The organism is Streptomyces sp. NPDC051567, assembly GCF_044454165.1.
In the GTDB taxonomy this organism is placed as follows: Bacteria; Actinomycetota; Actinomycetes; order Streptomycetales; family Streptomycetaceae; genus Streptomyces.
The window spans coordinates 128,432-142,525 of record NZ_JBITDK010000016.1 but is presented as its reverse complement, the minus strand read 5'-3'; the positions used below and the strand labels follow the sequence as shown (position 1 = coordinate 142,525).

The window sequence follows — 14,094 nt, the reverse complement described above, 5'->3', positions numbered from 1 at the left end:
TGAACGTCGAGGCCCGCGACGCGGCCACCCTCGCCAAGGTCCGCGACGAGGTCCTGTCCCTCATCCGCGCCTGACCCGCCGCCTTCCGAGCCCCCCCCCCCCCCCCGGGGGGGGGGGCGCCCCCCCCCCCCCCCCCCCCCCCCCCCCCCCCCGCGTCTGCTTTCCCTGCCGTTTTTCCCTGCCGTTCCCCAGCGGCGGCCCGCCCTTCGGTGGCAGTCTGCTCATCGTCAGACACGCAGAGAGAACACGAAGAAGGCGGAGGTGCCGTTCACGTGGCGTCCAATGTCAATCCCACCGTCCGACGCCGCCGACTGGGCATGGAGCTGCGCAAGCTCCGCGAGGACAAGGCCATGACGGCCGAACAGGTCGCCGAGCGGCTCCTCGTCTCCCAGTCGAAGATCAGCAGACTGGAGAACGGCCGCCGTTCCATCAGCCAGCGCGACGTCCGTGACCTGTGCGAGGTGTACGAGGTCGAGGACCGTCGCCTCGTCGACTCCCTCATGCAGATGGCCAAGGACTCCCGCCAGCAGGGCTGGTGGCACGCCTTCGGCGACATCCCGTACAGCGTCTACATCGGCCTGGAGACGGACGCGTCCAGTCTGCGGACCTACGAGCCCCAGATGGTGCCCGGACTGCTCCAGACACCGGAGTACGCCCAGGCCCTCGTCCGGGGCGCGCTGCCCGAGACCGCGCCGGCCGACGTGGACAAGCGCGTCCAGGTCCGGATGCACCGCCAGAAGCGGCTCTCCGAGAAGGACAACAACAACCCCGACGTCGGTCCGCTGCGCCTGTGGGCGGTGATCGACGAGGCGGCGCTGCGCCGGCACGTGGGCGACGCACAGCTCATGATCCGGCAGTTGGAGTACCTGATAGAGCAATCGCAGCAGCCCTACATCACGGTGCAGGTGATGCCCTTCTCGATGGGCGCGCACCCCGGCGTGAACGGCCAGTACGCCATTCTCGAATTCCCGGACGCCACCGACTCGACCGTCGTCTACATCGAGGGCGTGACGAGCGACCTGTACCTGGAGAAGGCCAACGACGTGCAGAAATACAGCGTTCTGTACGAGCACCTGCGCGCCCAGGCCCTGAACGTCGACCAGACGCGGCAGTTCATCGGTGAGATCATCAGTCAATATGCGGGCAAGGACAGGTAAACGGGGAGGAAACCAGCCAGGTGAGGAGGAGGGTCGGGCACGGTACACCGAAAGTCCCCGGCCGCAGAAGACCTGAATGCGATATGCCACTCAGTCGGGTGAACGGCTCCTTCACCCGTCGGGCGGTGCCGGTAGCGTCGATCACGTCAGCCGGAAAATGGCCGACACCTCACTGGCACTACTCGCTGAACCGGAGAAAAAAACATGGCTATTCGCCAGGGCGGCACGGAAAACTGGACCAAGTCCTCCTACTCCGGCGGCAACGGCGCCTGCGTCGAGGTCAAGTCCCCCGTCGTGGAGGCCGTCGCGGTCCGTGACTCGAAGGTGCAGGGCGGCCCGTCCCTCACCTTCGCGCCCGGCTCCTGGACCTCGTTCGTCACCGGTGTCACCGAAGGCCGCCTGGGACGCCTCGCCTGAGCACGGCCGTACGCGTCCCGGCCGGCCCGGCCTCGCCGCACCCCCCGTACGCGGCGGACGCACCGCACCCACCGGACGCACCACCACCACCGACCGGGACCCCTCCCACCCGGTCCGCCGCCCGGCGTGAGAGATCCCTCCGTCTCCGCCGGCGGCCGGTGTTCCGTACTCCTGTCGCCGAAGTCCTGCCCGGTCCGAACGACTTCGGCGACAGGGCCCCTCCCTCCGGCCCGGTCCCCTTCCCCGGCCCGACCCGGCCCGGCCTCCCCGGCGAGGACCGGTTTCCCGCCCGAGATCTCGCCCGAGTTCCCGCCTGGATCTCGCCCCGGATCTCCCCCGAGATATTGATGCCATCTGCACCTTTCTCCCGTTAGGATGCGCGCACCCGCATCCCCGAGGAGTTCGCCGTGCCCGCGTCCGCCCCTGCCCCCGTCTCGTCACCGCCCGCGTTCGCCGCACGGGCCGTCTCGGTCGGGGGTTCGCCCGTACGCGAGATCCTCGCCCTCACCGAACGCCCCGGCCTGATCTCCTTCGCCGGGGGCCTGCCCGCGCCGGAACTCTTCGACGCCGAGGGGCTGCGGGCCGCGTACGACGCCGCCTTCGCGGTGTCGGCCCGCCGGGCGCTCCAGTACTCGACCACCGAGGGCGCACCCGAACTGCGCGGGGCCGTGGCCGCGCGGGCGACGGCGCGGGGGCTGGCGACCGCTCCGGACGACGTCCTGGTCACCTCGGGCTCCCAGCAGGCGCTCGCCCTGATCACGGCCACGCTGGTCGAGCCGGGGGACGTGGTCCTGGTCGAGAACCCCACCTACCTCGCGGCGTTGCAGTGCTTCGGACTGGCGGGGGCGCGGGTGGTGCCCGTGCCGTGCGACGAGGAGGGCATCCTCCCCGACGCCCTGGCCGAGATCGTCGCGCGGGAACGCCCGAAGCTCCTCTACACGGTGCCCACCTTCCAGAACCCGACCGGACGCACCCTCCCGGCGGCCCGCCGGGCGGCGGTGGCGCAGGTCGCGGCGCGCCTGGGGCTGTGGCTGGTGGAGGACGACCCGTACGGCGACCTCCGCTACGAGGGGGCCGAAGTCCCCTGGCTCGCCGCGCATCCGGGCGCGGAGGACCGTACGGCCCTGCTCGGCAGCTTCTCGAAGATCATGGCCCCGGGGCTCCGGCTGGGCTGGCTGCGGGCCCCGGCGGCGCTGCGCCGGGCCGCGGTGGTGGCGAAGCAGGCGGCGGACCTGCACACCTCCACGGTGGACCAGCTGGCCGCCGCCCGGTACCTGGAGGCGGTGGACCTCGACGCGCACGTCGCCACCGTCCGCACGGCCTACCGGGCCCGACGCGACGCCCTGTTGGCGGGCCTCGGCGACGCCCTGCCGGCGGGGTCCGTCTGGAACCGGCCGGAGGGCGGCATGTTCGTCTGGGCGCGCCTCCCGGAGGGCCACGACGCGACGGCCCTGCTCCCGAAGGCGGTCGCACAGCGGGTGGCCTTCGTCCCGGGCGCCCCGTTCTTCACGGGCCCCCCGGACCCCCGCACCCTGCGCCTCTCCTTCACCACGCACACCCCGGCCGAGATAGCCGAGGGCCTGCACCGCCTGGGCCGCGCCCTGAACTGAACTGAACTGGGCCGGCTTGGGCCGGCTTGGGCCGACCGGTGGCCGGGGCCTGCCCGGTACCGCCGCCGCCCGGCCCGGCCCGGTCCCGCCCGGCCCTGACGCAGATTCGGAATCACAGATTCCGGTGGCTGGACACCGTCACCCGCACCGGCGACCACCAGCCGTCCGGTACCGACCGGCGGCCGGCGGGGAGGGGCCGGGAGCCACCCCGGGGTCGGCGCCGGATCGTATGCTCGCCGTATGACCACTCCGAGTGCCGCTCCGACCGACAACGCGATGCGCCGCGCGCTCCGGCGGGCCCGTGACGGTGTCGCGCTCGACGCGACCGAGGCGGCCGTGCTCCTCCAGGCGCGCGGCGAGGCCCTCCGGGACCTCGCCGCCTCCGCCGCCCGGGTCCGCGACGCCGGTCTCACCGCCGCGGGCCGGCCCGGCGTCATCACGTACTCGCGCAAGGTGTTCATTCCCCTCACCCGTCTCTGCCGCGACAAGTGCCACTACTGCACCTTCGTCACCGTCCCCGGCAAGCTGCGCCGCGCGGGGCACGCCATGTTCCTCTCCCCCGACGAGGTCCTCGACATCGCCCGCCGGGGCGCGGCCATGGGCTGCAAGGAAGCCCTGTTCACCCTCGGCGACCGTCCCGAGGACCGGTGGCCCGAGGCCCGCGAGTGGCTCGACGCGCACGGCTACGACGACACCCTCGCCTACGTCCGCGCCATGGCCGTGCGGGTGCTGGAGGAGACGGGCCTGCTGCCCCACCTCAACCCGGGCGTCATGACCTGGTCCGACCTCCAGCGGCTCAAGCCCGTCGCGCCGTCCATGGGCATGATGCTGGAGACCACCGCCACCCGTCTGTGGTCCGAGCCCGGCGGCCCCCACCACGGCTCCCCCGACAAGGAACCGGCCGTGCGGCTGCGGGTCCTGGAGGACGCGGGCCGCTCCAACGTGCCCTTCACCACCGGCGTCCTGATCGGCATCGGCGAGTCCTACGAGGAGCGCGCCGACGCCTTCTTCGAGCTGCGCCGCGTCCAGCGCAGCTACCACGGCATCCAGGAGGTCATCGTCCAGAACTTCCGCGCCAAGCCGGACACCGCCATGCGCGGCATGCCGGACGCGGAGCTGGAGGAGCTGGCCGCCGCCGTCGCCGTCGCCCGCCACATCCTGGGGCCGGGCGCCCGCATCCAGGCCCCGCCGAACCTGGTGGACGCCGAGTACGCGCTGCTCATCGGCGCGGGCATCGACGACTGGGGCGGGATCTCGCCGCTCACCCCCGACCACGTCAACCCCGAGCGGCCCTGGCCGCACATCGAGGAGCTGGCCGCGCACACCGCCGCCGCCGGGTTCGAGCTGCGCGAACGCCTCACGATCTACCCGGAGTTCCTCCAGCGCGGCGAGCCCTGGCTCGACCCCCGGCTGCTGCCGCACGTGCGCGCGCTCGCCGATCCGGCCACCGGGCTCGCGGACGAGGGCGCGGCCGTCGTGGGCCGCCCCTGGCAGGAGCCGGACGAGGCGTTCACCGCGTACGGGCGCACCGATCTGCACACCGCCGTCGACACCGAGGGCCGCACCGGGGACCGGCGCGAGGACTTCGACCACGTGTACGGCGACTGGGAGGCGCTGCGCGAGGCCGCGGCGCCCGGGATGGTGGCGCAGCGCATCGACACGGACGTGCGCGCCGCCCTCGCCCGGGCCGCCGACGACCCGGAGGGGCTGAGCGACGAGCAGGCGCTCGCGCTGCTGCACGCGGACGGCCCGGCGCTGGACGCCCTGTGCCGGATCGCGGACGACCTGCGCAAGTCGGTCGTCGGCGAGGAGGTCACGTACATCGTCACGCGGAACATCAACTTCACCAACGTCTGTTACACGGGCTGCCGTTTCTGCGCCTTCGCGCAGCGCCGCACGGACGCCGACGCGTACACGCTCTCGCTGGACCAGGTCGCGGACCGCGCGGCCCAGGCGTGGGACCTCGGCGCGGTCGAGGTGTGCATGCAGGGCGGCATCCACCCGGACCTGCCCGGGACGGCGTACTTCGACATCGCGCGGGCGGTGAAGGCGCGGGTGCCCGGCATGCACGTGCACGCCTTCTCGCCGATGGAGGTCGTCAACGGCGCCACCCGCACCGGGATGTCGGTCCGGGACTGGCTGACGGCGGCCAGGGAGGCCGGGCTCGACTCCATCCCGGGCACGGCGGCGGAGATCCTGGACGACGAGGTCCGCTGGGTGCTGACCAAGGGCAAGCTCCCGGCGGCGGACTGGATCGAGGTGGTCACCACCGCGCACGAGCTGGGCATCCGCTCCTCGTCCACGATGATGTACGGGCACGTGGACCAGCCCCGGCACTGGCTCGGCCACTTCCGCACGCTGGCCCGCATCCAGCAGCGGACGGGCGGGTTCACCGAGTTCGTGACGCTCCCCTTCATCCACACCAACGCGCCCGTCTACCTGGCGGGCATCGCGCGCCCCGGCCCGACCGTCCGCGACAACCGCGCGGTGACGGCGATGGCCCGGCTCCTGCTCCACCCGCACATCACCAACATCCAGACGAGCTGGGTGAAGCTGGGCGCCGAGGGCGCGGCCGAGATGCTCCGGTCCGGGGCGAACGACCTGGGCGGGACCCTGATGGAGGAGACCATCTCCCGGATGGCGGGGTCGAGTCACGGCTCGTACAAGTCGGTACGGGACCTGATCGCCGTCGCGGAGGCCGCCGGGCGGCCCGCGAAGGCCCGTACGACGCTGTACGGGGAGGTGCCCGAGGAGCGGATGCGGACGGCCCTGGCCTCGGACGGGCACCTGCCGGCGCTGCTTCCCGTCCTGGAGTGAGCGCGGCGGGGCCCGCACCCCGGTACGGCCGGAAGTATTCGTAATCCGGCCGTTCTCCGTTCACTTACAGGCGCCTTGACGATCTCCTTCCGAACGGGACCGAAGGTGTCCACTACAGTGCGCGCCAGAGCCAGCAGGGGGAAACGGCATGGACGTGACGGCAACAGCGGAGGCCGCGGGGGCGGCGGGGAGCACGAGGACGGCGGGAGGGGGCGGACCGGCGGACGGACGGATCGACGGGCGGATCGACAGGCGGATCGACAGGCAGCCGGACGGGCGGACGGACGGGCGGACGGACGGGACACCGGCCGGCGCCACGACCGGCGCCGTGACCGGTGCCGGCGCCACGGGTGCCACGGGCACCACGGCCGTCACCACCGGCCTCTGGGGCCGCGCCGAGCAGCAGGACTTCCGCAGCCGGGTCCGCGGCTCGCTCCTCGGCACCGCCATCGGCGACGCCCTGGGCGCCCCCGTCGCCGGGCTCTCCCTCGACGGCATCCGCGAGACCCACGGACTGGCGGGGCTGACCGAACCCGCCCCCGCCCACGGCCGCCGCGGCAGCGTCACCGCCTCCACCCAGCTCACCCTCTTCACCGTGGACGGGCTGATACGGGCCCACGTGCGCCGGGACACCGGCGCCTGGCACCCGCCCACCGACGTCCACCGCGCCTACCTGCGCTGGGCCGCGACCCAGCGCGACTGGGGCCCGGACGAGCGCCGCAAGGACAACGGCTGGCTCGCGCAGGAGGAGTGGCTCTACGCCCGCCGCGGCCCGGACCGCGCCTGCGTGACCGGTTTCGCCGACGACATCCTCGGCACGCTCGACCAGCCGAAGAACCCCACCGCCCGGGACGCCGCCGCCGCCGTCCGCTCCGGCCCCTTCGGGCTGCTGGTCGGCTGGGAACCCGCCCTCGTCCTGCAACTGGCCGTCGAGTGCGCCGCCCAGAGCCACGGCCACCCCACCGCCTACCTCTCGGCCGGGGCCTTCGCCGTCATCGTCCACGGCCTGACCCGCGGCGAGTCCCTGGACGCGGCCGTCCGGCGCGCCCTCTCCCTGCTCACCGCCCGCCCGGCCCACCAGCCCGTCACGGACGCCCTGCGGCGCGCGGTGTCCGCCGTCACCCAGAGCCCGCCCGGCCCGGAGACCGTCGAGTCCCTCTCCCCCGGCGACGGCCGCGACGCCGAGGACGCCCTCGCCGTCGCCGTCTACTGCGCCCTGGTCGCCGAGGACGTCCCGCACGGCCTGCGGCTGGCCGTCAACCACGGCGGCGACTCCACCGCCACCGGCGCCCTCTGCGGGGCCCTGCTCGGCGCCCTGCACGGCGAGACCGCGCTCCCGGCCGCCTGGCTCGCGGACCTCGAAGGCCGCGCGACGATCCTGGAACTCTCCGACGACTTCGCCCTGGAGATGACCCAGGGCCCCGCCCTCCACGGCCCGGCGGTCTCCTCCCCGGGCTGGCTGTCCCGCTACCCCCGCGCCTGAGGCGCGGCCGACACGGGGCCGACGCGCGGCCGACGCGGGGGCCGACAGCCACTCACCCGCCGTGCCCGGCCCGTACCCTGACGGGTCCCCTGTCACGGAGGTGCTCGCCCATGCGGATCGCCACGACCGTCTTCCTCACCGACCGCACCGCCCCGCCCGTACGCCTCGCCCGCGCCCTCGAAACGCGCGGGTTCTCCGGCCTCTACCTCCCCGAGCACACCCACATCCCGGTCGAGCGCACCACCGCCGCCCCCATGGGCGGCGAACTCCCCGAGATGTACGGGCGGAGCCTCGACCCCTTCGTGGCCCTCGGGCAGGCCGCCGCCGTGACCGAGCGGCTGGGCCTGGGCACCGGCATCACCCTGGTGGCCCAGCACGACCCGATCGTCCTGGCGAAGCAGGCCGCCACCCTGGACCACCTCTCCGGCGGCCGGTTCACCCTCGGCGTCGGGTACGGCTGGAACGTCGAGGAGGCCGCGGACCACGGCGTCGAGTGGGGCTCGCGCCGGGAACTGGTCGGCGACCGGCTGGCGCTGATGCGCGCCCTGTGGGCCCCCGTCCCGACGGCGTACGCGGGCCCGTACGGCTCCGTCCGGGCGAGCCAGGCGCACCCCAAGCCGGCGACGGCGCCGCGCGCTCTCGGCCCGGACCGGCCCCTGTACGGCCCCCGCACCCTGATCGGCGGCCGGGCCGGTCCGAAGCTCTTCGCCGCCATCGCCGGGCACGCCGACGGCTGGCTCCCGATCGGCGGCAGCGGCCTGGCCGAGGACCTGCCGGCGCTGCGCCGCGCCTGGGAGGAGGCGGGGCGGACCCCGGACTCCCTCCAGGTGGTCCCGTACGCCGTCCAGGCCACGCCGGGCAAGCTGAGCCACTACGCCGACCTGGGCATCGAAGAGGTCGTCCTCCAGCTCCCCTCGGCCGGCGAGCCGGAGATCCTGCGCGCGCTGGACGGCTTCGCCCAGTACCTCTGACGGCCCGTACCTCTGACGGCCGGCGCCTCTGACGGCCCGACGGACCCTGGCGGCCCCGGGAGTCGCGGCTCCCGGGGCGGCCGGTCAGGAGCAGCCCGAGGAGATCTCCCGGAAGTTGCTGTAGTGGTCGTCGGTGTACCAGACGGTCCGGGCGGCGGGGTCGCGGATGAGTCGCTCGGCGTCGCGGTGGGTGCCGGGTGTGCGGGGGTTGACGTCGTACTCGCGGTAGTGGCCGTCGGCGGGCAGGTCGCCGGAGCGGTTGCCGTAGACGTTGCTGCCGCGGATGACGAGGCCGGGGCCGGCCGGGTAGTCCTGGGCCCGGGGGGCCTCGGGCCAGCTGAGGTCCCGCCAGATGTCGCACGCGGCCTTGACCTGCGGGGGGAACGCCTGGACCGGCAGCGACGGTTCGAGGACGTCCGCCGGGCGGGCCGTCGTGCGGGCGGGGGCGGTGCCGGGCGCGGCGGCGGCCTCGGTGGTGGCGAAGGCCCCGGCGGTGGTGGCGGAGGTGAGCGGGAGGGCGAGGGCGGACAGGAGCAGGGCGGCGGTGGCCGCGCGGCGCAGAGTGCGCAGTGTCGTCATGCCGGACTCAACGCCCGCCGCCCCCGCCAGGATGCGCCCCGCCCGCCCCGGGTCCGCCGGGCGGGCCCGGTGCGCGGGGCCCGGGTCCGCCGACCTCCGGAAGCGTCGCGGGGGCTCTGGCCGGGGCGGGGAGCGGGCCCTACGCTGCCCCGCATGATCAGTTCACGTACCCACATCCGTGTCGCCCGGCCCTCCCTCGACCTGGAGGCCGCCGAGCGGTTCTACGTCGACGGGCTCGGGCTCCAGGTGCAGTGGCGGGCCGCCCGGAGCGCCCCCGGGGAGCACGATCTGCTGATGGTCGGGCCCGCCGGGGGCGGGTGGCACTTCGAGCTCACCCGGGACCCGGGGAACCCGGTCGCCCCCGCGCCCACCGTGGACGACCTCTTCGTGGTCTATCTGGGCGAGGCCCCGGACGAGGCCCTGGTCGAACGGCTGGTCGCGCACGGCGGGAGCCGGGTGGCCTCGCACAACCCGTACTGGGACGAGCACGGCGTGACCGTCGCCGACCCCGACGGGTACCGCCTCGTCCTGTGCTCCCGCACCTGGGGCTGACCCCCGGCCCTGCGGTCAGCCGACCTGCCGGGCCCCCCGACCGGGGCCCGACGCGCGGAGACCCCACCACAAGCAAGGGGGCGCGTGGCGGGGTCCCGCGCCGGCGCCATCAGACGGTGCCGAGCGGGCCCGCCTTGACACTCGCCGTGAACGACGCGAACGCGGCGGAGCGGAAGATCAGCGCGGGGCCGTGGGGGTTCTTGGAGTCGCGGACGGGTACTACGCCGCGCGGGGCGACGAGGTTGGTGGCGACCTCGACGCACTGGCCGCCGTTGTCGCTGTAGGAGGACGTGAACCAACGGGGGGATTCGGTCGTCACGGGGTGCCCTTTCGTAGCTGGCTGATGGTCAGGCCGTCAGTGCGTGCCCGCCTTGATGCTCGCGGTGAACGAGGCGAAGGCGGCGGCGGGGAAGGTCAGGACCGGGCCGCTCGGGTTCTTCGAGTCACGGACCGGGACGACACCGGTAGCGGCTATGTTCGACGGGGCCCACTCGACGCACGCCCCGCCGTTGCCGCTGTATGAGGACTTGATCCAGTTGAGGGGTTCGGTCGTGGTCGTCACGGGGTGCCCTTTCGTACCTGATTGATCATGGCCACTGAGTCCGCCTGTGAGAGCGCGTGCTTCTGCAACTGATGGTAGGCCGTCAACGTCGGTACCACAGACCTCCCGTCCCGCTCCAGATGGCCCCGCGCTGCGGACTCTGCGTAGAACATGAGTGAACGGTCAAGTAGCGTCAACAGTGTTATCGGCAAGTTGAACGGGCGCCGCTCTCCCATGCTGAACGGGGCAATCTGGAGCATGGCATTTGGCTGCTCTGCGAACTCAATCAGCCGGTCCAACTGCTTGCTCATCACTGCGACCCCCCCGACGAACCGACGAATGCAACCTTCGTCCAGTACCACGAAGACCAGCGGCGGAGGAGTCCGAACGAGCGCCGCTTGCCGTTCTGCGATGAGGGACACCCGCTCGTTGGCCTGATCCACGGTGATCGCTCCCCGCGCGACATACGCGTCTGCTAGCACTGCCGCGTACTCGTGAGTCTGAAGAAGGCCCGGGATGACACCCACCTCGTAGAGCCGGATCTCAGCCGCTCGGCTCTCGTACCCGATGAACCCGGGGAAGCCCTCCAGTAGCGCGCCGTACTTCATCCCCAACCACTCGCGCTCGAACGACTCTTCGGTTCCCGCGAGCCCCAATACAGCGTCAGCGGCGCGACAGAACGGCAAAGTCGGATTCTTGAGGGCAGTTTCAACGTGCGAAACCTGCGTTGGTGAGTACCCCATTCGGCCACCTAGGTCATGCTGTTTCCAGCCGCGTTGCTCCCGTTCGCGCCGGAGACGCGCACCTAAAGCGGCCTGTGGGCTGGCTTCCGGGTTCAGTTCCTTCCGGTTCGTCATGCGCGTGGCCTCCGACTTTGTTTGCCAATTCCCCTAGTTGAACGGTCCCTGACTCTAGACCACGCTGGGCACTCCCGGTAGCGGTATGGCTACTTAGGGGGATCGGTGATGTCTTGTGGGAGGTCTGATGGCTGAGTGCAGGCGTGGTCGGGGTGGGGCGGTGCTGCTGGCGCGGGGGTGGCCGGAGCATCGGTCGGAGGGGGAGCTGCTGGCGCGGCTGGCGGTGCTGTTCTCGTCCGGGCATCGTCTCGCGGAGCGGGTGTTCGGTGAGGGGTACGAGGCGCGGTTGCCGGTCCTCGCCGCCCCAGACCCGGCCCCGGCCCCGGCCCCGGCATCGGCTTCGGCTTCGGCATCGGCCCCGGTTCTGACCCGGGCGTTCGGCGGGGGTGTCAGGTGAGTGCGGTCAAGGCGGTGTGGCTGCCGGGGTGGGTGCCGGAGTCGGGTATCGCGCTGTGTGAGGCCGGGGTGGACTTCGATGCGGTGCGGGTGGAGGGCCGGGCTGGCGGGGAGGTGGTGGCGGTGCTGCGCCGTCTGACGGCTGACGCCCCCGGTCCGGTCCTCTCGGAGTACGGCGGGCGCTGGTTCTACTTCCTCGTGGCGCCCAGGACCGCGCAGCGGCTGAGCTGGCCGAAGTGGGTGTCGCTCTGTGTCGCGCGGGAGGGCGAGACCACCTACGTCGGGGTACCCGCCCCGTCCGGTGCCACGGGGTCGCTCCAGTGGCTCACCCCGCCCACACCGGAACGCCCGTACGTGTGCGCGTACCTGCTGGAACGGGTCGTGAAGGAGACCGGCCACGAGGCCGCCGACCTCCCGTGACCTCCCGTGACCTCCCGTGATCTCCCGCTCCTGCCGGGCCGGCCCACGGAGCCCCCGGCAGGAGCGGGACACAACCACCACCCCGAAGGGCGGTCAGGCACGGCAGATGCCCCGTCCGGTACGTACCGGACGGGGCATCTGCCGTGCCTGACCTGCTGTTCTCCGAGGGCCCAGGGTGCAGCACCCGCTTACCCCCGCACCTGGGGCTGAGCCTCGGGGTCAGCCGGCCTTCGGGGCGCTCGGGGTGCTCGGGAGGCCGCCGAGCAGGGCCGTGCCCGCGCCCTCCAGGGAGGGGCCGACTCCGGTGAGGGAGGAGTCGGTGGCCTTCGCGGAGGAGCCGGCGGCGGAGGCGGCGATGCCCAGGGCCGTCCTGGTGTCCTGGAGGGTCTGGCCCGGGTGGTCGACGATCTCGGTGATGCGCTCGACGACCGGGGGTGCCTCGGCCGGGGGCTCGTCGGCGTGCGCGACGGCGGGGGTGAGTGCGAGGGCGGCGCCACCGGAAAGAACCAGGCCGGCAAGGGTGCGCTTCATGGTCTTGTTCATGGCGTGCTCAACGACGGCGGGCGGCACGGGTCACCGCACCTCACCTCACCGCGCCGCGCCGTGATGCCCCGGCTTTCGGGAGGCCGTCAGTCCTGGACCACCAGGGCCGGGGTGGACTTCGTCAGGACCTCGCCGCGGAAGAAGGCGGGGCTGCGGCGTTCGGTGACCAGCATGACGACGAGGCCGAGGGCCAGCAGGCCGACGCCGATGACGAAGACGCTGCCGACGCCGAGGACGGTGGAGCCGGAGCCGTAGGACGGGTCCCACATGTCGATCAGGGTCTTGCCGAAGACGGCGGCCAGCAGCAGCCCGCCCAGGACGGGGAAGACGCCCTTGAAGAAGAGGTCGCGGGTGGAGCGGCGCAGGTCGCCGCGGAAGTACCAGGCGCAGGCGAAGGCCGTCAGCGAGTAGTAGAAGCAGATCATCAGGCCGAGCGCGAAGATCGTGTCGGTCAGGACGTTCTCGCTGACCAGGGTCATCACCGTGTAGAAGGCGCCGGTGGCGATGCCCGCCATGACGGTGGCGCGGCCGGGGGTCCTGAACCGGGGGTGGACCTTGGCGTAGGAGGGCGGCAGGGCCTCGTACGTGGACATCGCGAGGACCGTGCGGGCCACCGGGATGAAGGTGGTCTGGAGGGAGGCGGTGGCGGAGGCCAGTACGGCGACGAAGAGCAGGATGCCCAGCAGCGGGCCCATCACCGGGCCGGCGAGGGCCGCGAAGACGTTGTCGGAGGTCTCCGGGTTGCCCAGGCCCAGGCCGGTGGCGGAGGTGCCCACGGCCATCTGCGCGGCGATGCCGGTGGCCAGGTAGGAGCCGACCAGGACGACCATCGCGATCAGCGAGGCCCGGCCGGGGGTCCGGGTGGAGCCGGTGGTCTCCTCGTTGGTGGCCAGGCAGGCGTCCCAGCCCCAGTACATGAAGATCGAGAGCGAGAGTCCGGCGGTGAAGGCGGCCATGGACTCGATCGCGAAGGGGTTCAGCCACTGCCAGGAGAAGTCCAGGCCCGTTTCGAAGGAGCCGCTGCCGAAAGATCCGCTGCCGAAGGAGCCGGTGGACGCCTTCTGCAGGGCCATGGCGACGAAGAGGGCGAGCACGGCGAGCTGGAGGCCGACCAGCGTGTACTGGACGCCCTTGGTGGCCGTCATGCCGCGGTAGCTGATGGCGGTCGCGACGGCGATCAGCGTCAGGCAGGTGGAGATGTGGACGAGCTTGTTGTCGTCCAGGGCGGCGATCGCCGGGTTCCCGGTGATCTCGCCGGCCAGCAGCCAGAAGTAGGAGGTGGCGACTCCGGCCAGGTTGGACAGGACGATGATCGTGGCGATCACCAGGCCCCAGCCGCACATCCAGCCGATCCGGGGGCCGAACGCCTTCACCGTCCAGGTGAAGGAGGTGCCGCAGTCGGGCATGGCCCTGTTGAGCTCGCGGTAGGCGAAGGCGACGAGCAGCATGGGCAGGAAACCGGCCAGGAAGACCGCCGGCATCTGGACGCCGACCTCACCGGCGGTGGAGCCGAGGGTCGAGGTGAGGCAGTAGACGGGGGCGACGGTGGAAATGCCGATGACGGCGCTTCCCATCAGACCGACGGAGCCCTTGCCGAGGCCCTTGCCGCGGACGCCGTCGTCGCCGTCGTCGCCGTCGTCGTCTCCGTCGCCGGCGACGCCGCTTACCGTGTCTCCGACCTGAGGCCGGGCGTCCAGCTGAGTCATGCAACAGGACGGTAGACCCTGCGATTTCCACATCTGGATGGCTGA

General features: G+C 72.7%; 14 protein-coding genes. 8 read left to right on the top strand and 6 right to left on the bottom strand.

The window, feature by feature from the left end:
- Positions 1-272: 272 nt before the first annotated feature.
- From ACIA5F_RS19360 to ACIA5F_RS19335, 6 genes are all read left to right on the top strand, one after another.
- Positions 273-1,157: a helix-turn-helix domain-containing protein gene (locus ACIA5F_RS19360; RefSeq protein ID WP_399354480.1), complete on the top strand. Its 885-nt coding sequence runs from the start codon at positions 273-275 to the stop codon at positions 1,155-1,157.
- A 204-nt stretch (positions 1,158-1,361) separates the two neighbouring features.
- A complete protein-coding gene (locus tag ACIA5F_RS19355) occupies positions 1,362-1,574 on the top strand; it encodes a DUF397 domain-containing protein (protein WP_399354478.1) in 213 nt (70 codons plus the stop codon).
- A gap of 407 nt (positions 1,575-1,981) precedes the next feature.
- A complete protein-coding gene (locus ACIA5F_RS19350) occupies positions 1,982-3,184 on the top strand; it encodes a PLP-dependent aminotransferase family protein (RefSeq protein ID WP_399354476.1) in 1,203 nt (400 codons plus the stop codon).
- 240 nt (positions 3,185-3,424) lie between these two features.
- A complete protein-coding gene (locus ACIA5F_RS19345; RefSeq protein ID WP_399354474.1) occupies positions 3,425-6,001 on the top strand; it encodes a bifunctional FO biosynthesis protein CofGH in 2,577 nt (858 codons plus the stop codon).
- 148 nt (positions 6,002-6,149) lie between these two features.
- A complete protein-coding gene (locus ACIA5F_RS19340) occupies positions 6,150-7,484 on the top strand; it encodes an ADP-ribosylglycohydrolase family protein (protein ID WP_399354472.1) in 1,335 nt (444 codons plus the stop codon).
- Between the two features lie 110 nt (positions 7,485-7,594).
- On the top strand, positions 7,595-8,455 hold the full coding sequence (locus tag ACIA5F_RS19335) for a TIGR03619 family F420-dependent LLM class oxidoreductase (RefSeq protein ID WP_399354470.1): 861 nt from the start codon (positions 7,595-7,597) through the stop codon (positions 8,453-8,455).
- Between the two features lie 84 nt (positions 8,456-8,539).
- Here ACIA5F_RS19335 and ACIA5F_RS19330 read toward each other — a convergent pair whose 3' ends face one another.
- Complete coding sequence (locus ACIA5F_RS19330; protein WP_399354468.1) at positions 8,540-9,034, bottom strand: ribonuclease domain-containing protein; 495 nt, start codon at positions 9,032-9,034, stop codon at positions 8,540-8,542.
- Between the two features lie 153 nt (positions 9,035-9,187).
- Here ACIA5F_RS19330 and ACIA5F_RS19325 point away from each other — a divergent pair, with 153 nt between their 5' ends.
- Complete coding sequence (locus tag ACIA5F_RS19325) at positions 9,188-9,586, top strand: VOC family protein (RefSeq protein WP_399354466.1); 399 nt, start codon at positions 9,188-9,190, stop codon at positions 9,584-9,586.
- A 109-nt stretch (positions 9,587-9,695) separates the two neighbouring features.
- On the opposite strand, the gene ACIA5F_RS19320 is transcribed toward ACIA5F_RS19325, so the two are convergent.
- From ACIA5F_RS19320 to ACIA5F_RS19310, 3 genes are read right to left on the bottom strand one after another with little or no spacing between them, the layout of a single operon-like run.
- Positions 9,696-9,905 carry a DUF397 domain-containing protein gene (locus ACIA5F_RS19320; RefSeq protein ID WP_399354464.1) on the bottom strand — a complete coding sequence of 70 codons (210 nt, stop codon included), beginning with the start codon at positions 9,903-9,905 and terminating at the stop codon, positions 9,696-9,698.
- Between the two features lie 36 nt (positions 9,906-9,941).
- Positions 9,942-10,148 carry a DUF397 domain-containing protein gene (locus tag ACIA5F_RS19315; protein ID WP_399354462.1) on the bottom strand — a complete coding sequence of 69 codons (207 nt, stop codon included), beginning with the start codon at positions 10,146-10,148 and terminating at the stop codon, positions 9,942-9,944.
- Positions 10,145-10,984, bottom strand: a complete 840-nt coding sequence (locus tag ACIA5F_RS19310) for a helix-turn-helix domain-containing protein (protein ID WP_399354460.1) — start codon at positions 10,982-10,984, stop codon at positions 10,145-10,147. The genes ACIA5F_RS19315 and ACIA5F_RS19310 overlap by 4 nt, the downstream gene beginning before the upstream one ends.
- A gap of 393 nt (positions 10,985-11,377) precedes the next feature.
- Between ACIA5F_RS19310 and ACIA5F_RS19305 the strand changes: the two genes are divergently transcribed.
- Positions 11,378-11,800: a hypothetical protein gene (locus tag ACIA5F_RS19305; RefSeq protein WP_399354458.1), complete on the top strand. Its 423-nt coding sequence runs from the start codon at positions 11,378-11,380 to the stop codon at positions 11,798-11,800.
- A 219-nt stretch (positions 11,801-12,019) separates the two neighbouring features.
- Here the strand turns inward: ACIA5F_RS19305 and ACIA5F_RS19300 are convergent, their stop codons facing one another.
- Both ACIA5F_RS19300 and ACIA5F_RS19295 read right to left on the bottom strand, forming a co-directional pair.
- The gene (locus ACIA5F_RS19300; RefSeq protein ID WP_399354455.1) at positions 12,020-12,343 is read right to left on the bottom strand and encodes a hypothetical protein; all 324 of its coding nucleotides are present in this window, start codon (positions 12,341-12,343) and stop codon (positions 12,020-12,022) included.
- Positions 12,344-12,429: 86 nt separating this feature from the next.
- The gene (locus tag ACIA5F_RS19295; protein ID WP_399354453.1) at positions 12,430-14,049 is read right to left on the bottom strand and encodes an APC family permease; all 1,620 of its coding nucleotides are present in this window, start codon (positions 14,047-14,049) and stop codon (positions 12,430-12,432) included.
- Positions 14,050-14,094 lie beyond the last annotated feature (45 nt).

What these genes read in the sequence shown, in the direction of transcription:
- ACIA5F_RS19355 (WP_399354478.1), top strand. Translation starts at nt 1,362, where the DNA reads ATGGCTATTCGCCAGGGCGGCACGGAAAACTGGACCAAGTCCTCCTAC.
- ACIA5F_RS19345 (WP_399354474.1), top strand. Translation starts at nt 3,425, where the DNA reads ATGACCACTCCGAGTGCCGCTCCGACCGACAACGCGATGCGCCGCGCG.
- ACIA5F_RS19340 (WP_399354472.1), top strand. Translation starts at nt 6,150, where the DNA reads ATGGACGTGACGGCAACAGCGGAGGCCGCGGGGGCGGCGGGGAGCACG.
- ACIA5F_RS19335 (WP_399354470.1), top strand. Translation starts at nt 7,595, where the DNA reads ATGCGGATCGCCACGACCGTCTTCCTCACCGACCGCACCGCCCCGCCC.
- ACIA5F_RS19330 (WP_399354468.1), bottom strand. Translation starts at nt 9,034, where the DNA reads ATGACGACACTGCGCACTCTGCGCCGCGCGGCCACCGCCGCCCTGCTC.
- ACIA5F_RS19325 (WP_399354466.1), top strand. Translation starts at nt 9,188, where the DNA reads ATGATCAGTTCACGTACCCACATCCGTGTCGCCCGGCCCTCCCTCGAC.
- ACIA5F_RS19310 (WP_399354460.1), bottom strand. Translation starts at nt 10,984, where the DNA reads ATGACGAACCGGAAGGAACTGAACCCGGAAGCCAGCCCACAGGCCGCT.
- ACIA5F_RS19300 (WP_399354455.1), bottom strand. Translation starts at nt 12,343, where the DNA reads ATGAACAAGACCATGAAGCGCACCCTTGCCGGCCTGGTTCTTTCCGGT.
- ACIA5F_RS19295 (WP_399354453.1), bottom strand. Translation starts at nt 14,049, where the DNA reads ATGACTCAGCTGGACGCCCGGCCTCAGGTCGGAGACACGGTAAGCGGC.